This is a genomic window from Colwellia sp. 6M3, assembly GCF_014077595.1.
Lineage (GTDB): Bacteria > Pseudomonadota > Gammaproteobacteria > Enterobacterales > Alteromonadaceae > Cognaticolwellia.
Genome location: NZ_JACGWF010000088.1, coordinates 1 through 16,877, shown reverse-complemented (window position 1 = coordinate 16,877; position 16,877 = coordinate 1). Strand labels below are relative to the sequence as shown.

At 38.3% G+C, this 16,877-nt stretch carries 16 protein-coding genes and 1 tRNA gene; 10 read left to right on the top strand and 7 right to left on the bottom strand.

Features of this window, described 5'->3' with window-relative positions:
* Positions 1–351 precede the first annotated feature (351 nt).
* From H4J50_RS15580 to H4J50_RS15565, 4 genes are all read right to left on the bottom strand, one after another.
* Positions 352–963, bottom strand: coding sequence for a glutathione S-transferase family protein (locus H4J50_RS15580; protein ID WP_182257291.1), 612 nt, complete (start codon positions 961–963; stop codon positions 352–354).
* 215 nt (positions 964–1,178) lie between these two features.
* A complete protein-coding gene (locus H4J50_RS15575; protein WP_182257290.1) occupies positions 1,179–2,372 on the bottom strand; it encodes a leucine-rich repeat-containing protein kinase family protein in 1,194 nt (397 codons plus the stop codon).
* A 125-nt stretch (positions 2,373–2,497) separates the two neighbouring features.
* Positions 2,498–2,574: transfer RNA gene (locus H4J50_RS15570), tRNA-Val, on the bottom strand.
* 164 nt (positions 2,575–2,738) lie between these two features.
* Entirely contained in the window at positions 2,739–4,073 is a 1,335-nt protein-coding gene (locus tag H4J50_RS15565) for an MATE family efflux transporter (RefSeq protein ID WP_259366270.1), read from the bottom strand.
* A gap of 108 nt (positions 4,074–4,181) precedes the next feature.
* Here H4J50_RS15565 and H4J50_RS15560 point away from each other — a divergent pair, with 108 nt between their 5' ends.
* Entirely contained in the window at positions 4,182–4,808 is a 627-nt protein-coding gene (locus tag H4J50_RS15560; protein WP_182257289.1) for a riboflavin synthase subunit alpha, read from the top strand.
* 58 nt (positions 4,809–4,866) lie between these two features.
* Here the strand turns inward: H4J50_RS15560 and H4J50_RS15555 are convergent, their stop codons facing one another.
* Together H4J50_RS15555 and fdxA are read right to left on the bottom strand one after the other, a co-directional pair.
* Positions 4,867–5,073 (bottom strand): CPXCG motif-containing cysteine-rich protein, encoded by a 207-nt coding sequence (locus H4J50_RS15555; RefSeq protein ID WP_182257288.1) that lies wholly within the window; start codon positions 5,071–5,073, stop codon positions 4,867–4,869.
* A gap of 166 nt (positions 5,074–5,239) precedes the next feature.
* A complete protein-coding gene (fdxA, locus tag H4J50_RS15550; RefSeq protein ID WP_108455514.1) occupies positions 5,240–5,572 on the bottom strand; it encodes a ferredoxin FdxA in 333 nt (110 codons plus the stop codon).
* Between the two features lie 182 nt (positions 5,573–5,754).
* Between fdxA and H4J50_RS15545 the strand changes: the two genes are divergently transcribed.
* Positions 5,755–7,401 carry an NAD(P)/FAD-dependent oxidoreductase gene (locus H4J50_RS15545; RefSeq protein ID WP_182257287.1) on the top strand — a complete coding sequence of 549 codons (1,647 nt, stop codon included), beginning with the start codon at positions 5,755–5,757 and terminating at the stop codon, positions 7,399–7,401.
* A 120-nt stretch (positions 7,402–7,521) separates the two neighbouring features.
* On the opposite strand, the gene H4J50_RS15540 is transcribed toward H4J50_RS15545, so the two are convergent.
* Entirely contained in the window at positions 7,522–8,193 is a 672-nt protein-coding gene (locus H4J50_RS15540) for an START domain-containing protein (protein WP_182257286.1), read from the bottom strand.
* 297 nt (positions 8,194–8,490) lie between these two features.
* Here H4J50_RS15540 and thrS point away from each other — a divergent pair, with 297 nt between their 5' ends.
* From thrS to pheS, 8 genes are all read left to right on the top strand, one after another.
* Entirely contained in the window at positions 8,491–10,401 is a 1,911-nt protein-coding gene (gene thrS / locus H4J50_RS15535; protein ID WP_182257285.1) for a threonine--tRNA ligase, read from the top strand.
* A gap of 92 nt (positions 10,402–10,493) precedes the next feature.
* Positions 10,494–11,048, top strand: coding sequence for a translation initiation factor IF-3 (infC, locus tag H4J50_RS15530; protein ID WP_108455517.1), 555 nt, complete (start codon positions 10,494–10,496; stop codon positions 11,046–11,048).
* Between the two features lie 180 nt (positions 11,049–11,228).
* A complete protein-coding gene (rpmI, locus tag H4J50_RS15525; RefSeq protein WP_081149668.1) occupies positions 11,229–11,423 on the top strand; it encodes a 50S ribosomal protein L35 in 195 nt (64 codons plus the stop codon).
* 15 nt (positions 11,424–11,438) lie between these two features.
* On the top strand, positions 11,439–11,795 hold the full coding sequence (gene rplT, locus H4J50_RS15520) for a 50S ribosomal protein L20 (RefSeq protein WP_077284679.1): 357 nt from the start codon (positions 11,439–11,441) through the stop codon (positions 11,793–11,795).
* Positions 11,796–11,989: 194 nt separating this feature from the next.
* A complete protein-coding gene (locus tag H4J50_RS15515) occupies positions 11,990–13,093 on the top strand; it encodes a phosphoribosylaminoimidazolesuccinocarboxamide synthase (RefSeq protein ID WP_108455518.1) in 1,104 nt (367 codons plus the stop codon).
* 585 nt (positions 13,094–13,678) lie between these two features.
* The gene (locus tag H4J50_RS15510; protein WP_108455519.1) at positions 13,679–14,017 is read left to right on the top strand and encodes a P-II family nitrogen regulator; all 339 of its coding nucleotides are present in this window, start codon (positions 13,679–13,681) and stop codon (positions 14,015–14,017) included.
* Between the two features lie 85 nt (positions 14,018–14,102).
* Positions 14,103–15,395, top strand: coding sequence for an ammonium transporter (locus H4J50_RS15505; protein ID WP_108455520.1), 1,293 nt, complete (start codon positions 14,103–14,105; stop codon positions 15,393–15,395).
* A gap of 337 nt (positions 15,396–15,732) precedes the next feature.
* A complete protein-coding gene (gene pheS / locus H4J50_RS15500) occupies positions 15,733–16,713 on the top strand; it encodes a phenylalanine--tRNA ligase subunit alpha (RefSeq protein ID WP_077284683.1) in 981 nt (326 codons plus the stop codon).
* Positions 16,714–16,877: the final 164 nt, after the last annotated feature.

Sequence of the window (16,877 nt, the reverse complement as noted above, 5' to 3'; positions counted from 1 at the left end):
ATTAATACGTTAGAGCATTTGTTTACCATTTTTAAGTTTAAAACTACTAAGATCTACAAGGACAATATTTAGGTCCAGCTTTTCTTAAATAATTTTATGAGAGATAAGTTATGTTACAAGTATTGAAATGAAAATAATTATTAACGCGCTGCATTTGTACATATCGCTTTGCCCATGAGTTCTTTTGATTTATTAACAATAGAACCTATACCTTCTCCATATAGATTCAACGGTATTTAAGAGGTTTACCTATATTCGTGAATATAGGTATTAAGAACTGTATTTAGAGCCTAGGTAGCTAAAGGTGCTTCAATCTAGCAATGTTATTTGTTGAGGCACTTTTTGAAACTCCTAGGCTTTTGCTGATGGTCTTGAAGAGACTGCAGCGTACCAACGTTTTAAGTTGCTTTGCTCATCTAATATTTTAATATGATTAACGCGATTAAAGTCTATTGTGATGAGCGCTGTAATATCCGCAATAGAGAAACTGTCTCCTGCTATGTATTCTGAAGAGGCTAAGTGCTTATCTAAAAATGTAAAAAACGTTTTCACATTTTCACCACACTCTGTCCCCCAGTCCTTAATGACGTTCATTCGGTCTTTAAAGTAACCCGTTGTATGCTGGAAGCACATGCCTGTAGGCATCAGCAAAGATAATTCCAAGCGTCTTTGCCATTGTTCTATTATCGCTTTCTCAAGCGGATTTGCTCCCATTAATGGATGCTCTGGCTTCATTTCTTCAAAATATCGGCAAATAGCTACACTTTCACTAATAATGGTACCGTCATCTAATTCTAAAATTGGAATTTTAGCCAGCGGATTTTTTTGTTTGAATTCTTCCGTTAAGTTATCTCCGCGTAGAATATCCATTTGAATAAACTCGATGTCTTCAATGCTTTTCTCATGGAGAAATATTCTTACACGTCTTGCGTTTGGCGCGGTTGCTGTTTCATATATTTTCATTTTTATTATCCTTAATTGCTAAACGATCGTTCTGGATAGTATAAATAACTAAATTAAAAGCATTTAAATTATAGATAAAATGTTTTTGATAAAAAAGAAGTTTAGTTTTTGCTCAGAAGTTACTTTATCATCAAGGGTGTTAAAACACTCAGTGAATATTTTTTACAAGGTTAGCGAGTTTACCTTCGATAACTTTAAACTCAAGGCTATGTTGATCAACCTTGATGACAAACACTCAATAAGTCTTCTATAAAATAGGCTAAAGCGCGACGTTCAATTTTTTCGACTAATTTTTTCTGCTCGACAGTTAGCATGTGGTACATAGTGGCAGCGCCAAAGTCGCCAAAAATGATATTCGCGTGTTCATCAAACAAAGTGTTATGGGCATATAAATCGCCATGACAAACTTTATTCGCGTGTAAATGCTCAAACACGTTTTCCATTTGTATCACTATTTTTTCAATTTGCTCGGTGCTTAAGGTAAAGCCTTTAGGAAATGTGTCACGAGTACAAGTTTGAAAGTTAGGCGGTAAACCTAAATTTTGAAAGTTATTTGGGATTAAGTTCATGATTAACGCTAAATAGTTATCTTCATTAACTTGCGCCAAAGAACGAACTAGGTTTTTATGATTGCCAACTTTTAAGCAAGCTTGTAATTCATCCTCAGGGTAACCATCGCTAGTTACTTTTCCTTTAAATACTTTTATAGCAACTTCATCTGGAAAGTTTAATGGCTTATCTGTCCAAGTAGCTTTTGAAATAACGCCTGACGCGCCTTGCCCAAGCACATTATGCAAAGAAAAACTTGATGAGGGTAGTGATGGTACGGTTGCTACCTTAAGTTGAGAACGACTAAATGGATTACCTGAGAAGGCAACCCATGCAAGCTTGGGTAAACTTAACAATTGTTCAGGGCACTCAGTAAGGTTATTCGCTGAAATACGGACTAACTCAAGGTTAACTGACTGAGATAAAGTTAACGGTAATGTTGTCAACTTATTACCTGCCAAGGCCAGTTTCTGTAACCTTGGGCGTTCACCTAAGCTGTCAGGTAAAGTTTCAATGCAGTTATCGGTTAATATTAACCATCGTAATTTCGCGGGTAAAGCATCAGCAGCTACATGCTTAATTTGGTTCGACTTAAAGCCGACCATCTCTAAATTTTCACAACGACCTAAAACTTCAGGTAAGGTAGTAAAAAGATTATTTGAGGCAAAAATTATTTTAAGCTTTTTGAGTTGGGCTAACTCGCTTGGTAAAGTGTTTAGTTGGTTATCAGATAAATCTAAAATCTCTAAGCTGTCGGCTAATGACAAAATTTCCATTGGGAATGAAGTTAATTGTTCAGCTAGCTTCAAGCGCGAAATGCCCATGAGTTCGCCAGATATTAACTGAGTCAGCGTATGCATTGATTCATCCTAATATTATTTTAGTAGGTGAAAATAACACTGCCATATAAAGTTTTAGATATAAAAAAACCCGAAAAGTGTAATTAAATACTTTCGGGCTTTTTTGGGTTTAATAAACCCTAATATGGTGCTCGCTACTGGACTCGAACCAGTGACACCTTGCATGTCATGCAAGTACTCTAACCAACTGAGCTAAGCGAGCAATATTTTCAAGTAAAATGTTGAGTAACTCAACGAGGCGCTATGTTAGCGATCTGCTTTGGCAAGTGCAAGCAGTTTTATTTAAAACTCGATGTAACTGCTGATTAATTCAGCAGTTGTTATTATCCTTGCTTATTTAAGCGACAACTATTGCCATTAACGTGTTCAACTGGCCAATGCTGCTTGTTGATCAAAGCGATTTTGTACTACTTTTAAGCGCCAAGCTAGTAATACTGCCGCAACAGTTAACCCAGAAATAAAGCCTATCCAAAAGCCATAAGGGCCCGATGCAGGCGCTATCCAATCGGTGAGGCCTAAAATTAAACCGAAAGATAAACCAACAACCCAATAAGAGAAAAAGGTGATGTACAAAATCGATTTGGTATCTTTGTAGCCGCGAAGTGCGCCTGCCGAAATAACTTGAATCGCATCAGAAAACTGAAATAAAGCCGCTAAAAACATTAAGCCAGCTGCGAGTTCAAGTACTTCTGTGTCAGAGGTATAAATAGTGGCTATTTGTGTTTTAAATATCAGGGTAGCGGTCGCTGTAGCCACGGCAATAATGAGTCCTAATATGACCGAGTAACGACAGAGTTCTTTCGCTTTTTCAAGGTTCTTGTTACCTACCTCAAAACCTACTTTTATAGTCACTGCCATGGCTAAACTCAAGGGGACCATAAAAACTAAGCCCGAAAAGTTAATTGCTATTTGATGGCTTGCAACAACATTTGCGCCAAAGGGTATGAGGATTATAGCAACAGCAGCAAAAAGGCTGACTTCAAATAGTAACGAAAATGCGATGGGTGTGCCCAAGGCTAATATGACTTTAATTTCTGACCATTGTGGCCAATAAAACTGAGTAAACAGTGGCGCTTGCTTTAGGTGCTTTGAATAGTATGCGTAGGCGAGCATACCAACAAACATGACCCAATAAACAATGGCTGTTGCTAAACCACAACCTGCTCCGCCCAAGGCTGGCATACCAAACTCACCATAAATAAAAATATAGTTGGCTGGTATGTTAATCAATAAGCCTAAAATGCTGATGATCATAGTAGGGCGACTAAAAGAAAGTCCTTCTGAATAATTACGTAATACAAGATAAAGGCAATACCCTGGACCGCCCCAAACAATATAGCCTAAGTAGTCGAACATCAGTTGTTTAAGCTCAGGCTCCATAGCAATCGAGTCTATCAACAGCGGTGTTGCGATGTAATAGAGAATAATGATGATTATCGAGAAGAAAACAGCTATCCAAGCGGTTTGATAACTGGCTTTTGCTATATTATCGAACTGATTTGCACCGGATAATTGCGAGATAATACTGGCCAGTGCCATTATCAAACCTGATATGGCTAATATTAATGGTAACCAAACACTACTAGCAACAGCAACTGCGGCCATGTCAGTTGCGCTCACTCTACCTGCCATTACTGTGTCAGCAAAGCCCATTAAATTTTGGATCAATTGAGCAATTAAAATTGGATAAGCCAATTTCATTAAATTTTTGCTATTAGAGAAAAAGCGATTAATGTTCATCAAGGCAATTATATCATTTGGTTATTCTTGCTAAGATAGCAAAAAATAGAGTATTTATCTGGATGATATATGTTTACTGGTATTGTGCAATCGCAAGCTGAAGTAATTGCGATAATTAGTAAAAATAATGCGATAAGATTAAAAGTTTCGTTAGAAAACTCGTTAATTGAAAACCTAGAAGTTGGAGCGAGTGTAGCTATTAATGGTGTTTGTTTAACTGCTGTAGAATTTGGCCACTTAGATGCAAGCAGTAGCTTTATAACTTTTGATGTTATTGATGAAACGCTGCGAGTCTCTAACCTTGCTGATATTGAACTGGGGTCAAAGGTTAATGTAGAACGTTCGTTAAAAATTGGTGACGAAATTGGCGGACACATGCTCAGTGGTCATGTTCATGCGCAGGCCATTATTACTAACCGTGTTGATAGCCCAGATAACTGTACCATTAGTTTTACCATTGCGCCTGAGTATCAAAAGTATATCTTTGCTAAAGGCTTTATTAGTATTAATGGTATTAGTTTAACATTGGGCGCTGAGGTAGGAGATTCGTTTTCAGTGCATTTAATACCTGAAACTTTAGCGCGAACAAATTTACAATATGCTTGTGTTGGCGATAAAGTGAATATTGAAATTGACCAGCAAACCATGACGATTGTACAAACTATTGAGCGAATGAAGCTTAACCCAAATTCATAATGAGTTATTTAGTTAGGCTTTTATCTATTTAAGCTTAACGCTACTTTAGGCTACTTGTTTAAAAGTACTGTTCGTTATCACTCGCAACCGCTAATTGAATTTTTTTATAGTATTCGTCAATATGTAAATTCAAGTGCATTTCCATACAACAAGCTGGGCACTCTTCATAATAGTCTTGGTCACCTTCACTGGCGTCTAACGAAACCCGAATGTGATGTCCACAATGTGGACACTCAATACGTTGCACTTTAATATCATGGGGCATAAGGCCTCCTCGATGTTAACTTTATGAACCTTCTTATTAAGTATGGTCACTTTTAGTGAAAGCGCGAGTTTTGTCATGCCAAAAAGTTAACTATATAAAAGCCAATAACGATAATATTAACAAAGTTAATGAAGGGGGATTTTAGGTTCAGTTATGCTCAGAGTAATTAATCAATATCGATGATTAAGTTTTCTATTTTATTACTGACGCCATTCCATTGTTCTGCATCAGCAGGTGCTGGAATAATCTCTGTGATAACGGGCCATGTTTTAGCTAGCTCAGCGTTAAGTTCGATAAAGTCTTTTTGATCTTCAGGCACTTCATCTTCTTGATAAATAGCATCGGCGGGGCATTCAACGGGGCATAAATCGCAATCAATACATGAGTCAGGGTTAATCACTAAAAAATTAGGACCTTGATGAAACGCGTCGGCAGGGCAAACAGCGACACAATCTGTGTACTTACATTGAATACAGTTATCAGTTACTACAAACGCCATTTTACTCTGCTTAAATTATTATGTTAGATGTTAAAACCTACCGCATCTCTGCGATTTATATGCGGATCATACCTTGCTAGCGAACAAATTCAATTATTGTTTTAGCTTTGTATTTGGTATCGCTAAGAGTATCAGGTAAAATAGCGCCAATTTTTACCCTAGTCTCGCTTTGGAAATCCAATATGTTGCGTTTAACTAACGTCAAATTACCACTTAATCATCAACCTGAAGAGTTAGAGCAAGCTATTCTTTCTATTTTAGATATTTCAGCTGAACAGCTTACCGATTTTTCTGTTTTTAAACGTGGTTACGACGCTCGTAAAAAAAGCAATATTATTTTGATGTATACGTTAGACGTGACCACAACAATTAATGAACAATTGTTGCTAAAGCACGAAAAAAATCAAAACATTAAAAGTAGCCCAGACACCAGTTACAAATTTGTGGGTCAAGCACCTGAAGGTTTAACTGAACGCCCAGTCGTTATTGGTATGGGGCCGTGTGGTTTATTCGCAGGTTTGCTGCTAGCACAAATGGGCTTTAACCCTATTATTTTAGAACGGGGTAAAGAAGTACGACAGCGCACTAAAGATACCTTTGGCTTTTGGCGGAAAAAAATTCTTAATACGGAATCGAATGTTCAGTTTGGTGAAGGCGGTGCGGGTACGTTTTCAGACGGTAAACTCTACAGCCAAGTTAAAGATCCAAAACATTATAGTCGTAAAGTGTTGCATGAGTTTGTAGATGCTGGCGCGCCCAGTGAGATTTTATTTGTCAGCAAGCCGCATATCGGTACGTTTAAACTTGTGACTATGGTTGAACAAATGCGTGCTGAAATACATCGCCTTGGTGGTGAAGTGCGGTTTGACCAGCGTGTTGATGATATTCATTTTACCAAAGCAGATAACAACAGCGACAATATGCAAGTTACAGGCTTAACATTAGCAACGGGTGAAGTCATACATACAAAACATATTGCGTTAGCTATTGGGCATAGTGCGCGTGATACCTTTGAAATGCTGCATAAAAAAGGTGTTTTTATTAAAGCTAAGCCTTTTTCAGTAGGCTTTAGAATTGAGCATGAACAATCGGTTATTGATGACGCTCGCTTTGGCGAAAATGCGGGTAACCCTATTTTAGGCGCTGCAGATTATAAACTTGTACACCATTGTAAAAATGGCCGTTCAGTTTACAGTTTTTGTATGTGTCCAGGTGGTACCGTAGTAGCGGCAGCATCAGAAGAAGGGCGTTTAGTGACTAATGGAATGAGCCAATATTCACGTCATGAACGAAACGCGAATAGTGCGATAGTCGTTGGCATATCCCCTGAAGATTATGATGAAAATGGCAGTAAAGATAACGTGCTAGCTGGAATTGAATTTCAGCGCCGTCTTGAAGAAACCGCGTTTAAACTCGGTGGTGAAAACTACGATGCGCCTGTTCAGTTAGTTGGAGACTTTTTGGCCGGGCGTAAAAGTGGTGAACATGGTGTTGTTGAGCCTTCATATAAGCCGGGGGTAAAATACTGTGACTTAAGTGAAACGTTGCCTGCTTATGCGATTGAGGCTATTCGTGAAGCATTGCCTGCCTTTGAACGTAAAATTAAAGGCTTCTCTATGAAAGATGCAACGTTAACCGCAGTTGAAACTCGAACATCGTCGCCTATTAACATCACGCGCGATAAAGAAAGTTTTGAAAGTGTTAACACCAAAGGTTTATATCCTGCAGGTGAAGGTGCTGGTTATGCCGGAGGTATATTATCGGCAGGTATTGATGGCATTAAAGTGGCTGAAGCGATGGCGCTTTCGATGCTTAAACATCACGCTTAAAGGATTTAAAGGCTGTTGAATAATATCTTCAGTTAACTTCAGTTATTTCAAGTTACTCAACGTAGTAACTTGAAATAACAAGTGAGCGCTATCTAAGCTCTGGGAGTTATGGGAATTTAATCAAATTTTTGCGTTGCTAACGTTTAACATTTCTTGAATATTTTCTTTAGTTCGCTGTTGGTGTTTACTATGAGGAAGCTGCTCTTTCATATTCTGAAGGGTATTCCAAATGCCCTTTAGTGTCATCGGTTTTAACAACCACTGTGGAATATTGCCTTTTGGGTCAACCATGAATTGATATGTAACATCGATTTGCTTAGGTTGAGTTGGCTTTATCTGCCAAAAAGCACTTATCACTTGCATACGTAAAACGTCTTCGGTAATCGCTACTGTATCACCTGCATCTTCAACCAAAATATCAATCGATAAATCTTTATTTTGCCAATAGCGAGAATGTACAATGACTTCGCGGTCTGCAAACGGCCATATCGCATTAAAACGAGTTTTGAATATATGTTCGCTTGGCGATATTGTAGTAATAAGTTTGGCTGACTCTGCATTATTTAACCAATTGTGAGTCATAGGTAAATCTTCAATAAAATAAAGAAAACCAGCAAGAGTAGACTCAAACTTAGCTCGTGCTCTTATTTCAATTAAATTTGTACTGTTATCGACACGATAGCTGACATTGAAAAAATTGTCTTCTTGCCATAGTTTCCATGGTGTTGATTGAATTGAACTACGGTTTATATTGGTTTCTAGTTCCGTGTTTTGTACTGCTAAAGTTGCCATTGAATAAAAGCTCAGTAGAGCACTGAAAATCAATTGCACTTTTAATGTTATAAATTTATTTACATGCTTACTCAATATACTTGTCCTGTGCATTGCAAATTAAGGGAAATTACCCTATATTCCTGTGCTCGCTTTAACGCAATTTATATCTTCGTGTTAATAGCCACCGATATAATATCGAATTTTGCATTATATAGCGCCTTAAATTGCTTAAGCATTGAGAATGACGTTATAAAAATTAATTAATAAATTTCAAGCGGCACTTAGTGTGTGTCGCCACTGAACAAAGGAAAATACATGCCTGTAATTACGCTTCCCGACGGTAGTCAACGCACTTTTGAACAAGCAGTTTCTGTTATGGACGTTGCCTTAGATATCGGCCCTGGTTTGGCAAAAGCCACAATCGCAGGTCGAATTAATGGCGAATTGGTCGATGCTTGTGAATTAATCAAAGAAGATGCGGCTCTGCAACTTATTACCAGTAAAGATAGCGAAGGTCTTGAGATCATTCGTCATTCTTGTGCGCATTTATTAGGTCATGCTATTAAGCAATTATGGCCTAACACCAAAATGGCGATTGGCCCAACGATCGATAACGGTTTTTATTATGATGTTGACTTAGAAGAGTCAATTACCGAAGACGATTTAGTTAAGCTTGAAAAACGCATGACAGAACTTGCGCGAACTGGCTACGAAGTGATTAAAAAAACCGGTACATGGCAAGATGCTTACGACGCGTTTACTGAACGTGGCGAAAGTTATAAATTACAAATTCTTGATGAAAATATTGATAAGTCTGATACACCAGCGCTTTATCATCATCAAGAATATATCGATATGTGTCGTGGTCCTCATGTACCTAGCATGCGTCATTGTCATCATTTTAAACTAATGAAAGTTGCTGGCGCTTATTGGCGTGGCAATTCAGACAACAAAATGCTGCAGCGTGTTTACGGCACAGCATGGGCTGATAAAAAACAATTAAAAGCTTATATAGTACGATTAGCGGAAGCTGAAAAGCGTGATCACCGTAAAATTGGTAAAACGTTAGATCTTTTCCATTGGCAAGAAGAAGCACCCGGAATGGTGTTTTGGCATAACGATGGTTGGACTATTTATACTGAGTTAGAAAAATTCATTCGTGAAAAGCTACACGAATATGATTACGACGAAGTTAAAGCACCAATGATGATGGACAGAAGCCTTTGGGAAAAATCAGGTCACTGGGACAAATATGCTGATGGCATGTTTACTACTGAGTCTGAAAAGCGTGAATACGCCATAAAACCAATGAACTGTCCAGGTCATGTACAGATATTCAACCAAGGGTTGAAGTCTTACCGTGATTTGCCGCTACGTATAGCTGAATTTGGCTGTTGTCACCGTAATGAACCTTCTGGGTCTTTACACGGTTTAATGCGCGTACGTGGCTTTACCCAAGATGACGCACATATTTTCTGTATGGAGTCGCAGGTGCAAGCCGAAGTCACTAAGTGTATCGAAATGGTATACGACGTCTATGGCTCATTTGGTTTTGAAGATATTGTTGTTAAATTGTCTACACGCCCTGAAAATCGCATTGGTAGTGATGAAATTTGGGATAAAGCCGAAGCCGGCTTAGCTCAAGCGTTAACTGACAGTGATATTAAATTTGAATACTTACCTGGCGAAGGCGCTTTTTATGGTCCTAAAATAGAATTCACTTTAATGGATTGTTTGGGACGTGCTTGGCAATGTGGTACTGTACAACTCGATTTTGCTTTACCAGAGCGTTTAGGCGCAACTTATGTTGGTGAAGACAACGAAAGATACATTCCGGTGATGATCCATCGTGCCATTTTAGGTTCACTTGAACGTTTTATCGGAATTTTGATTGAAGAGTACACTGGCAAATTTCCAACTTGGTTATCGCCAATTCAAGCAACTGTGATGAATATTACCGACAAACAGGGTCAATATTGTGAAAAAGTTGTAAAAAAACTAAAAGAAAGTGGATTTAGAGCAAAACTAGACTTGAGAAATGAGAAGATAGGCTTTAAAATCCGCGAGCATACTTTAAAGCGTGTTCCGTATTTGTTAGTCGTCGGTGATAAAGAAATGGAAACTGGCGAAATTGCAGTACGAACTCGAAGTGGTGAAGATTTAGGTACAATGTCGGTAGACGACTTTATTACCAAATTATCTGACGAAGTTAAAAACCGTCGATAAGCACTTTGAAATAAAAAAACACGTAATATTATTATTTAACCCAAGTAAACTAAAAATAGTGCTTACTTGGTCACAACGTTCTTTGGAGGAACATGGCTATTAAAGGTGGACAACGTGGCGGGCAAAAAGAGCCAGCGCATCGTTTAAATGAGTTAATCACAGGTATTCTGGGCAATGAAGTTCGTTTAATTAAATATGACGGCGAACCAGGTGGTATAGTTACATTAGATGAAGCTATGGACCAAGCAGAGGAAGCAGGTGTCGATCTTGTAGAAATCAGCCCAACAGCAAAACCTCCTGTTCTTCGCGTTATGGATTACGGTAAGTTTATCTATGAAAAAGCGAAAGAACAGAAAGAACAGCGTAAAAACCAGAAACAAATACAGGTAAAGGAAATTAAATTCCGACCTGGAACAGATGAAGGCGATTATCAGGTAAAACTACGCAACCTGAAGCGCTTTTTAGAAGGCGGCGACAAGGTCAAGGTAACATTACGTTTCCGTGGCCGTGAAATGGCCCACCAAGAACTCGGTCTTGAAATTCTAACTCGTGTTAAAAAAGATTTAGAAGAATTGACCGTAGTCGAGTTTTTCCCTCGTAGAGCGGAAGGGCGTCAAATGGTGATGGTCTTAGCCCCTAAAAAATAGATAATACCCGGTTTGACAAGTAGTTAACTGTTTTTCGAAATAGTTAACTCACCGCTATTATCTTTAAGCTGGTAGACAAGGCCTACAAGTAGAATTCACATCTTAGCTTAACGGTTAAGCGCTGAGAAATTCTCGCCCTCGTTTACTTTATATTTGGCATAACAATGCGGAGTTATTAACATGCCTAAAATGAAAACCAATAAAGGTGCTGCAAAGCGCTTTAAACAGACAGCCACAGGCTATAAATTTAAACAAGCCGGTCTTCGTCATATTTTGACTAAACGCCGTACTAAAGTTAAGCGTCATCTTCGTGCTAAATGCATGATCGCCGCAGCTGACATTAAGTCAGTTAAAAAACTTTTACGTCACGGTTAATAGGAGAGATAGAAAATGGCAAGAGTAAAACGTGGTGTACAAGCACGTGCACGTCACAAGAAGGTTCTAAAGCAAGCTAAAGGTTACTACGGTGCCCGTAGTCGCGTTTATCGCGTTGCTTTCCAAGCTGTAACTAAAGCTGGCCAATACGCATACCGTGACCGTCGTCAACGTAAGCGTCAATTCCGTCAACTTTGGATTGCTCGTATAAACGCAGCAGCTCGTCAAAATGGTTTATCTTACAGCCGTTTCATTAATGGTCTTAAAAAGGCTTCTATTGAAATCGATCGTAAGATCCTAGCTGACATCGCAGTATACGATAAAGCAGCTTTCACATTCTTAGTTGAAAAAGCGCAAGCTTCTTTAGCATAAGTTTGAGATATTAGCTCTGAGATAAGGACGCCTATGGCGTCCTTTTCTTTTTTTAAAAGATGAAAAATTGACTAAAAAGTCAGGATAATCCAAGTCATATAAAATGAACCGTTAACTAAGCTGGTTTATTAAATCTATAATCAAGCCTGTTTATTTAAACGTTTAATTTAATTATAGGAAGTGAAGGTCTTATTATGAGTCTTGCTGATCAAATTCTATCGGTAAATAACGATTTACCAATCCGTACTGATGTTGCTGTTCATAGTGGCAAGGTGCGTTCTGTTTATTGGTTAACTGAAGACGATAGTCGTCGTTTAATTCAAGAGAAAAATTACGATGTTGCCGAAGATACACCGTTAGCCATTATGGTGATCAGTGACCGAATTTCAGCGTTTGATTGTATTTGGCATGGTGAAGGCGGTATGAAAGGCGTTCCTGGTAAAGGTGCTGCTTTAAACGCTATTTCTAATCATTGGTTTAACTTGTTTAAAGAACAAGGTTTAGCTGATAGTCATATTCTTGATATTCCGCATCCGTTTGTATGGATTGTTCAAAAAGCTAAACCTGTGATGATTGAAGCTATTTGTCGACAGTATATTACCGGTTCAATGTGGCGTTCGTATGCTAAAGGCGAACGAGAGTTTTGTGGTATTGAACTTAGCGATAACCTTGAAAAAGACAGTAAATTACCAACATTGCTACAAACACCTTCAACAAAGGGAATTTTGCAAAATATTCCTGGCGTGCCTGCCGTAGACGATGTCAATATTACCCGCAAAAACATTGAAGATAACTTCGCTGCTTTTAATTTTAAATCTGCTGATGACATCACCTTATATGAGAAGTTATTAACGGAAGGCTTTGATGTTATTTCAGCGGCATTAGCTAAGATTGATCAAATTTTTGTTGATACAAAGTTTGAGTTTGGTTATGTCAAAGACCGTAACGGTAATGACAAACTTATTTATATGGATGAAGTGGGTACGCCTGATTCATCGCGTATTTGGGATGGCGAACAATATCGCGCAGGTAATATTGTAGAAAACTCCAAAGAAGGTTTCCGTCAATTATTACTTAACCACTTTCCTGATCCTGATATTCTGTTGAATAAAGACCGAATGACAGAACGTGAAGCGCTTGCTCGTGACAATGAGTTACCTGCTAATGTGTTAATGACTTTGTCAGCAACATACCTTGTGATTGCAGAAAAAATTATCGGTAAAGAGATCGTGCTATCGCAAAACCCTAAACAAGAAATTATTGATATTTTACGTGATGAATATCAGTTGATTGATTAGGTTATAGTGAATATTGAAAACAGCCTCGCAATCGCGGGGCTTTTTTATGCGCCTGTATTGCTCTAATGACTTACATCCTTATGAACATAGAACCTTGGTATTAGTTCATATATGTAACACCTCGCGCATTGCTCTAATGTCTTAGAACCGTGTCATAACTAGTAGTCGATGTGATAGATCTGCGGTGCTCAGTTTTTCCGTGGAACTTTCTGTTGAATTATCAGTGAACCTTAATCAGTGAATCTTAGTCAGTGATTCTGCAGCAGCTTAGTGAATTTAGATTTAATAAGCGTTTTTATTCTTCGATTTCCCCCTGCGTTATATTCATATTTAAACTCAATAACGACACATAACAATAACTCAACTGATCTTGCCCACTTGTGAAGCAATGCTATCACTGTGCACCAAGAATGCTCTTTTTTGTTTGATTTGTGCACCATATTGGTGCTTGTGAGTTGTCTTTGTTGTGCAGTTTTATATTTAATTGTCTGTATTAGTTATGTTTTTCATTTTGGGTACAAATGGTGCTTAGTGTAATCAAATAAGAAAACTTAAATTGACTATGAATGCACTAAAGGTGATCGAATGAAATTAATAACAGCAATTATTAAACCCTTCAAAATGGACGATGTCCGTGAAGCATTAAACGAAATTGGCCTTGATGGTATGACAGTGACAGAGGTAAAAGGCTTTGGTCGTCAAAAAGGCCATACCGAACTTTATCGTGGTGCTGAGTACTCAGTAGACTTTTTGCCAAAAATTAAGTTTGAAATTGCGGTTAAAGATGATTTTGCTGAACGTGTTATTGACACTATCGTTAGCTCTGCTCAAACCGGTAAAATTGGTGACGGTAAAATATTTGTTACCAATATTGAAAATATTACTCGTATTCGAACGGGTGAACTAGACGATGAAGCCATTTAATTGAGCTTTTTCGGGTAACTCAAAGTAATAATAAATTCGGCTGCAAAGTAGGGCTGAAACAAGATTTAAATAGTGGATGTATAAAATGAATAAAATAGTAATCACACTTCTAATGTTAATTTTTTCTCTACCAAGTTTTGCGGCAGAGACAACGCTTAATGGTGCTAATACCGCATGGATTTTAACATCAACAGCACTTGTGCTATTGATGACTTTACCTGGATTAGCCTTGTTTTATGGCGGCTTAGTGCGCAGAAAAAATATTCTGTCAATTTTAATGCAGTGTTTTGCCATTGCTGGCGTTTCTTCTATTTTGTGGTTTATTGTTGGTTATAGCTTAGCTTTTGGCGAAGGTAATGCTTGGATTGGCGATTTTAGCAAAGTGTTAATGGTTGGCATGACAAAAGAAACCCTTGCAGGAGATATTCCTGAAAGCTTGTTTATGTTATTTCAAATGACGTTTGCTGTGATAACACCGGCGCTTATTATTGGTGCTTATGCTGAACGTATGAAGTTTTCAGCGGTATTATTGTTCTCAGGTTTATGGCTGTTAGTTGTATATGCTCCGGTTACTCATTGGGTTTGGGGCGGCGGTTGGCTTGCACAAATGGGCGTTTATGACTTTGCTGGTGGTATTGTTGTTCATATTACCGCGGGTGTTGCAGCACTGGTTGCTGCAGTGGTACTAGGGCCACGCCATGGTTTTCCAAAAACACCTATGTTACCTCATAACTTAACCATGACAGTTACAGGTGCTGGTATGCTTTGGGTTGGTTGGTTTGGCTTTAATGGTGGTAGTGCATTAGCGGCTAATGGTGATGCGGCTATGGCGATGTTAGTTACTCATCTTTCAGCCTCAGCAGGAGCATTAACTTGGGCTGCAATTGAGTGGAAAAAATTTGGTAAGGCAAGTGTGCTTGGTGCGGTAACGGGTATGGTGGCAGGTTTAGGTACTATTACACCAGCATCAGGGTTTGTTGGTCCGGGTGGCGCATTAATTATTGGCGTTTCAGCGGGTATTATTTGTTTTTACTCAACAGTTTATATTAAACAAAAACTGAAAATTGATGACTCATTAGATGTGTTCCCCGTGCATGGTATTGGCGGAATATTAGGAACTTTATTAGCAGGGGTTTTTGCCTCAACTGAGCTTGGAGCCTTTAGTGGTTTTGGTTACGCTGAAGGTATTACTACCATGTTAGGGCAAGTAACAGTGCAACTAATTGGTATCGGCTCTACTATTCTTTATACGGCTGTTGTGTCTTACATTCTATTTAAAATAGTGTCAGTGATGACTAAAGGCTTGAGGGTTTCTAAAGAGCAAGAAACTACCGGCTTAGATTTAACTGAACACGATGAAGTTGGCTATAATATGTAATTTTATTCGCTAATGTTCAACCGTAAATGGCTTCAAAATTATGAAGCCATTTTTCTGTCCAAAAGCACATTGTTTTATTTTTTAAGTTACGTTCGCTGATAAATTACAGATAGCTAAGTTAATAATTTGTTCTGTTTTTGAAAGTAATCAGCCATTAGTCGTTTTTTTTCTTGAAAAACGTAGATTTACTCTACTCTAACAACAATTTTTTGTGTAAAATCATTCACCATTTTATTAATCGAAAAAGTCTAGCTAAAGGCCAAATTAGGCCGATGTTAATGCCCTATATTTAAATATTATAAAGTATGGGCGCTTTAAACACGCTTTAGAGGAACTCATGAATTTAGACGATATTATATTGCAGGCAGAACAAGCAATTGCTGCGGCGACTGATCCTGTAGAACTTGACCAAGTTCGCGTTAACTTTTTAGGCAAAAAAGGTTTGTTCACTGAGCAAATGAAAGGCCTAAGTAAGTTACCAAAAGAAGAAAAGCCCAAAGCGGGTCAAGTGATTAACATCGCTAAACAGCAGGTACAAAAACTGTTAACTGAACGTGGTGAGTTATTACGCGCCGAAGTTATCAAGCAACAACTTGCTGCTGAATCTATTGACGTAACATTGCCAGGTCGTGGTGATGAGCTAGGCGGATTACACCCAGTAACACGTACTATTGAACGTATTGAAAGCTTTTTTGGTGATTTAGGCTTTTCAGTTAAGCAAGGTCCAGAAGTTGAAGATGACTTTCATAACTTTGATGCCTTAAATATTCCTGAGCATCATCCAGCACGTCAAGACCATGACACGTTTTACTTTAATCCTAAGTTAGTACTACGTACACAAACGTCTGGCGTACAAATTCGTACCATGGAAAAAGAGCAACCACCGCTACGTATTATCTCTCCGGGTAAGGTTTATCGTAATGACTACGATCAAACTCATACGCCGATGTTTCATCAAGTAGAAGGCTTAATGGTTGATAAAGACGTTAGTTTTACGCATTTAAAAGGTGTGTTGCATGATTTCTTACATCACTTTTTTGAAGAAGAAGTAGAAATTCGCTTCCGTCCATCATACTTCCCATTTACAGAGCCTTCTGCAGAAGTCGACATTATGGGTAAAAACGGTAAATGGTTAGAAGTATTAGGTTGTGGCATGGTGCATCCGAATGTATTGCGCAGCGTAGGCATTGATCCTGAAGTTTATACCGGTTTTGCCTTTGGTATGGGGGTTGAACGTTTAACCATGTTACGTTACGGCGTAAATGATTTACGTTCATTCTTCGAAAATGATCTTCGCTTCTTAAAACAGTTCAAGTAGGAAAGCCATATAATGAAATTTAGTGAATCTTGGTTACGTGAGTGGGTTAATCCTGCTATATCTTCAGATGAATTAGCACATCAAATTACCATGGCTGGTCTTGAAGTAGACGCCGTAGAGCCTGTTGCAGGAAAATTTAGCGGTGTATTAATTGGTGAAGTAGT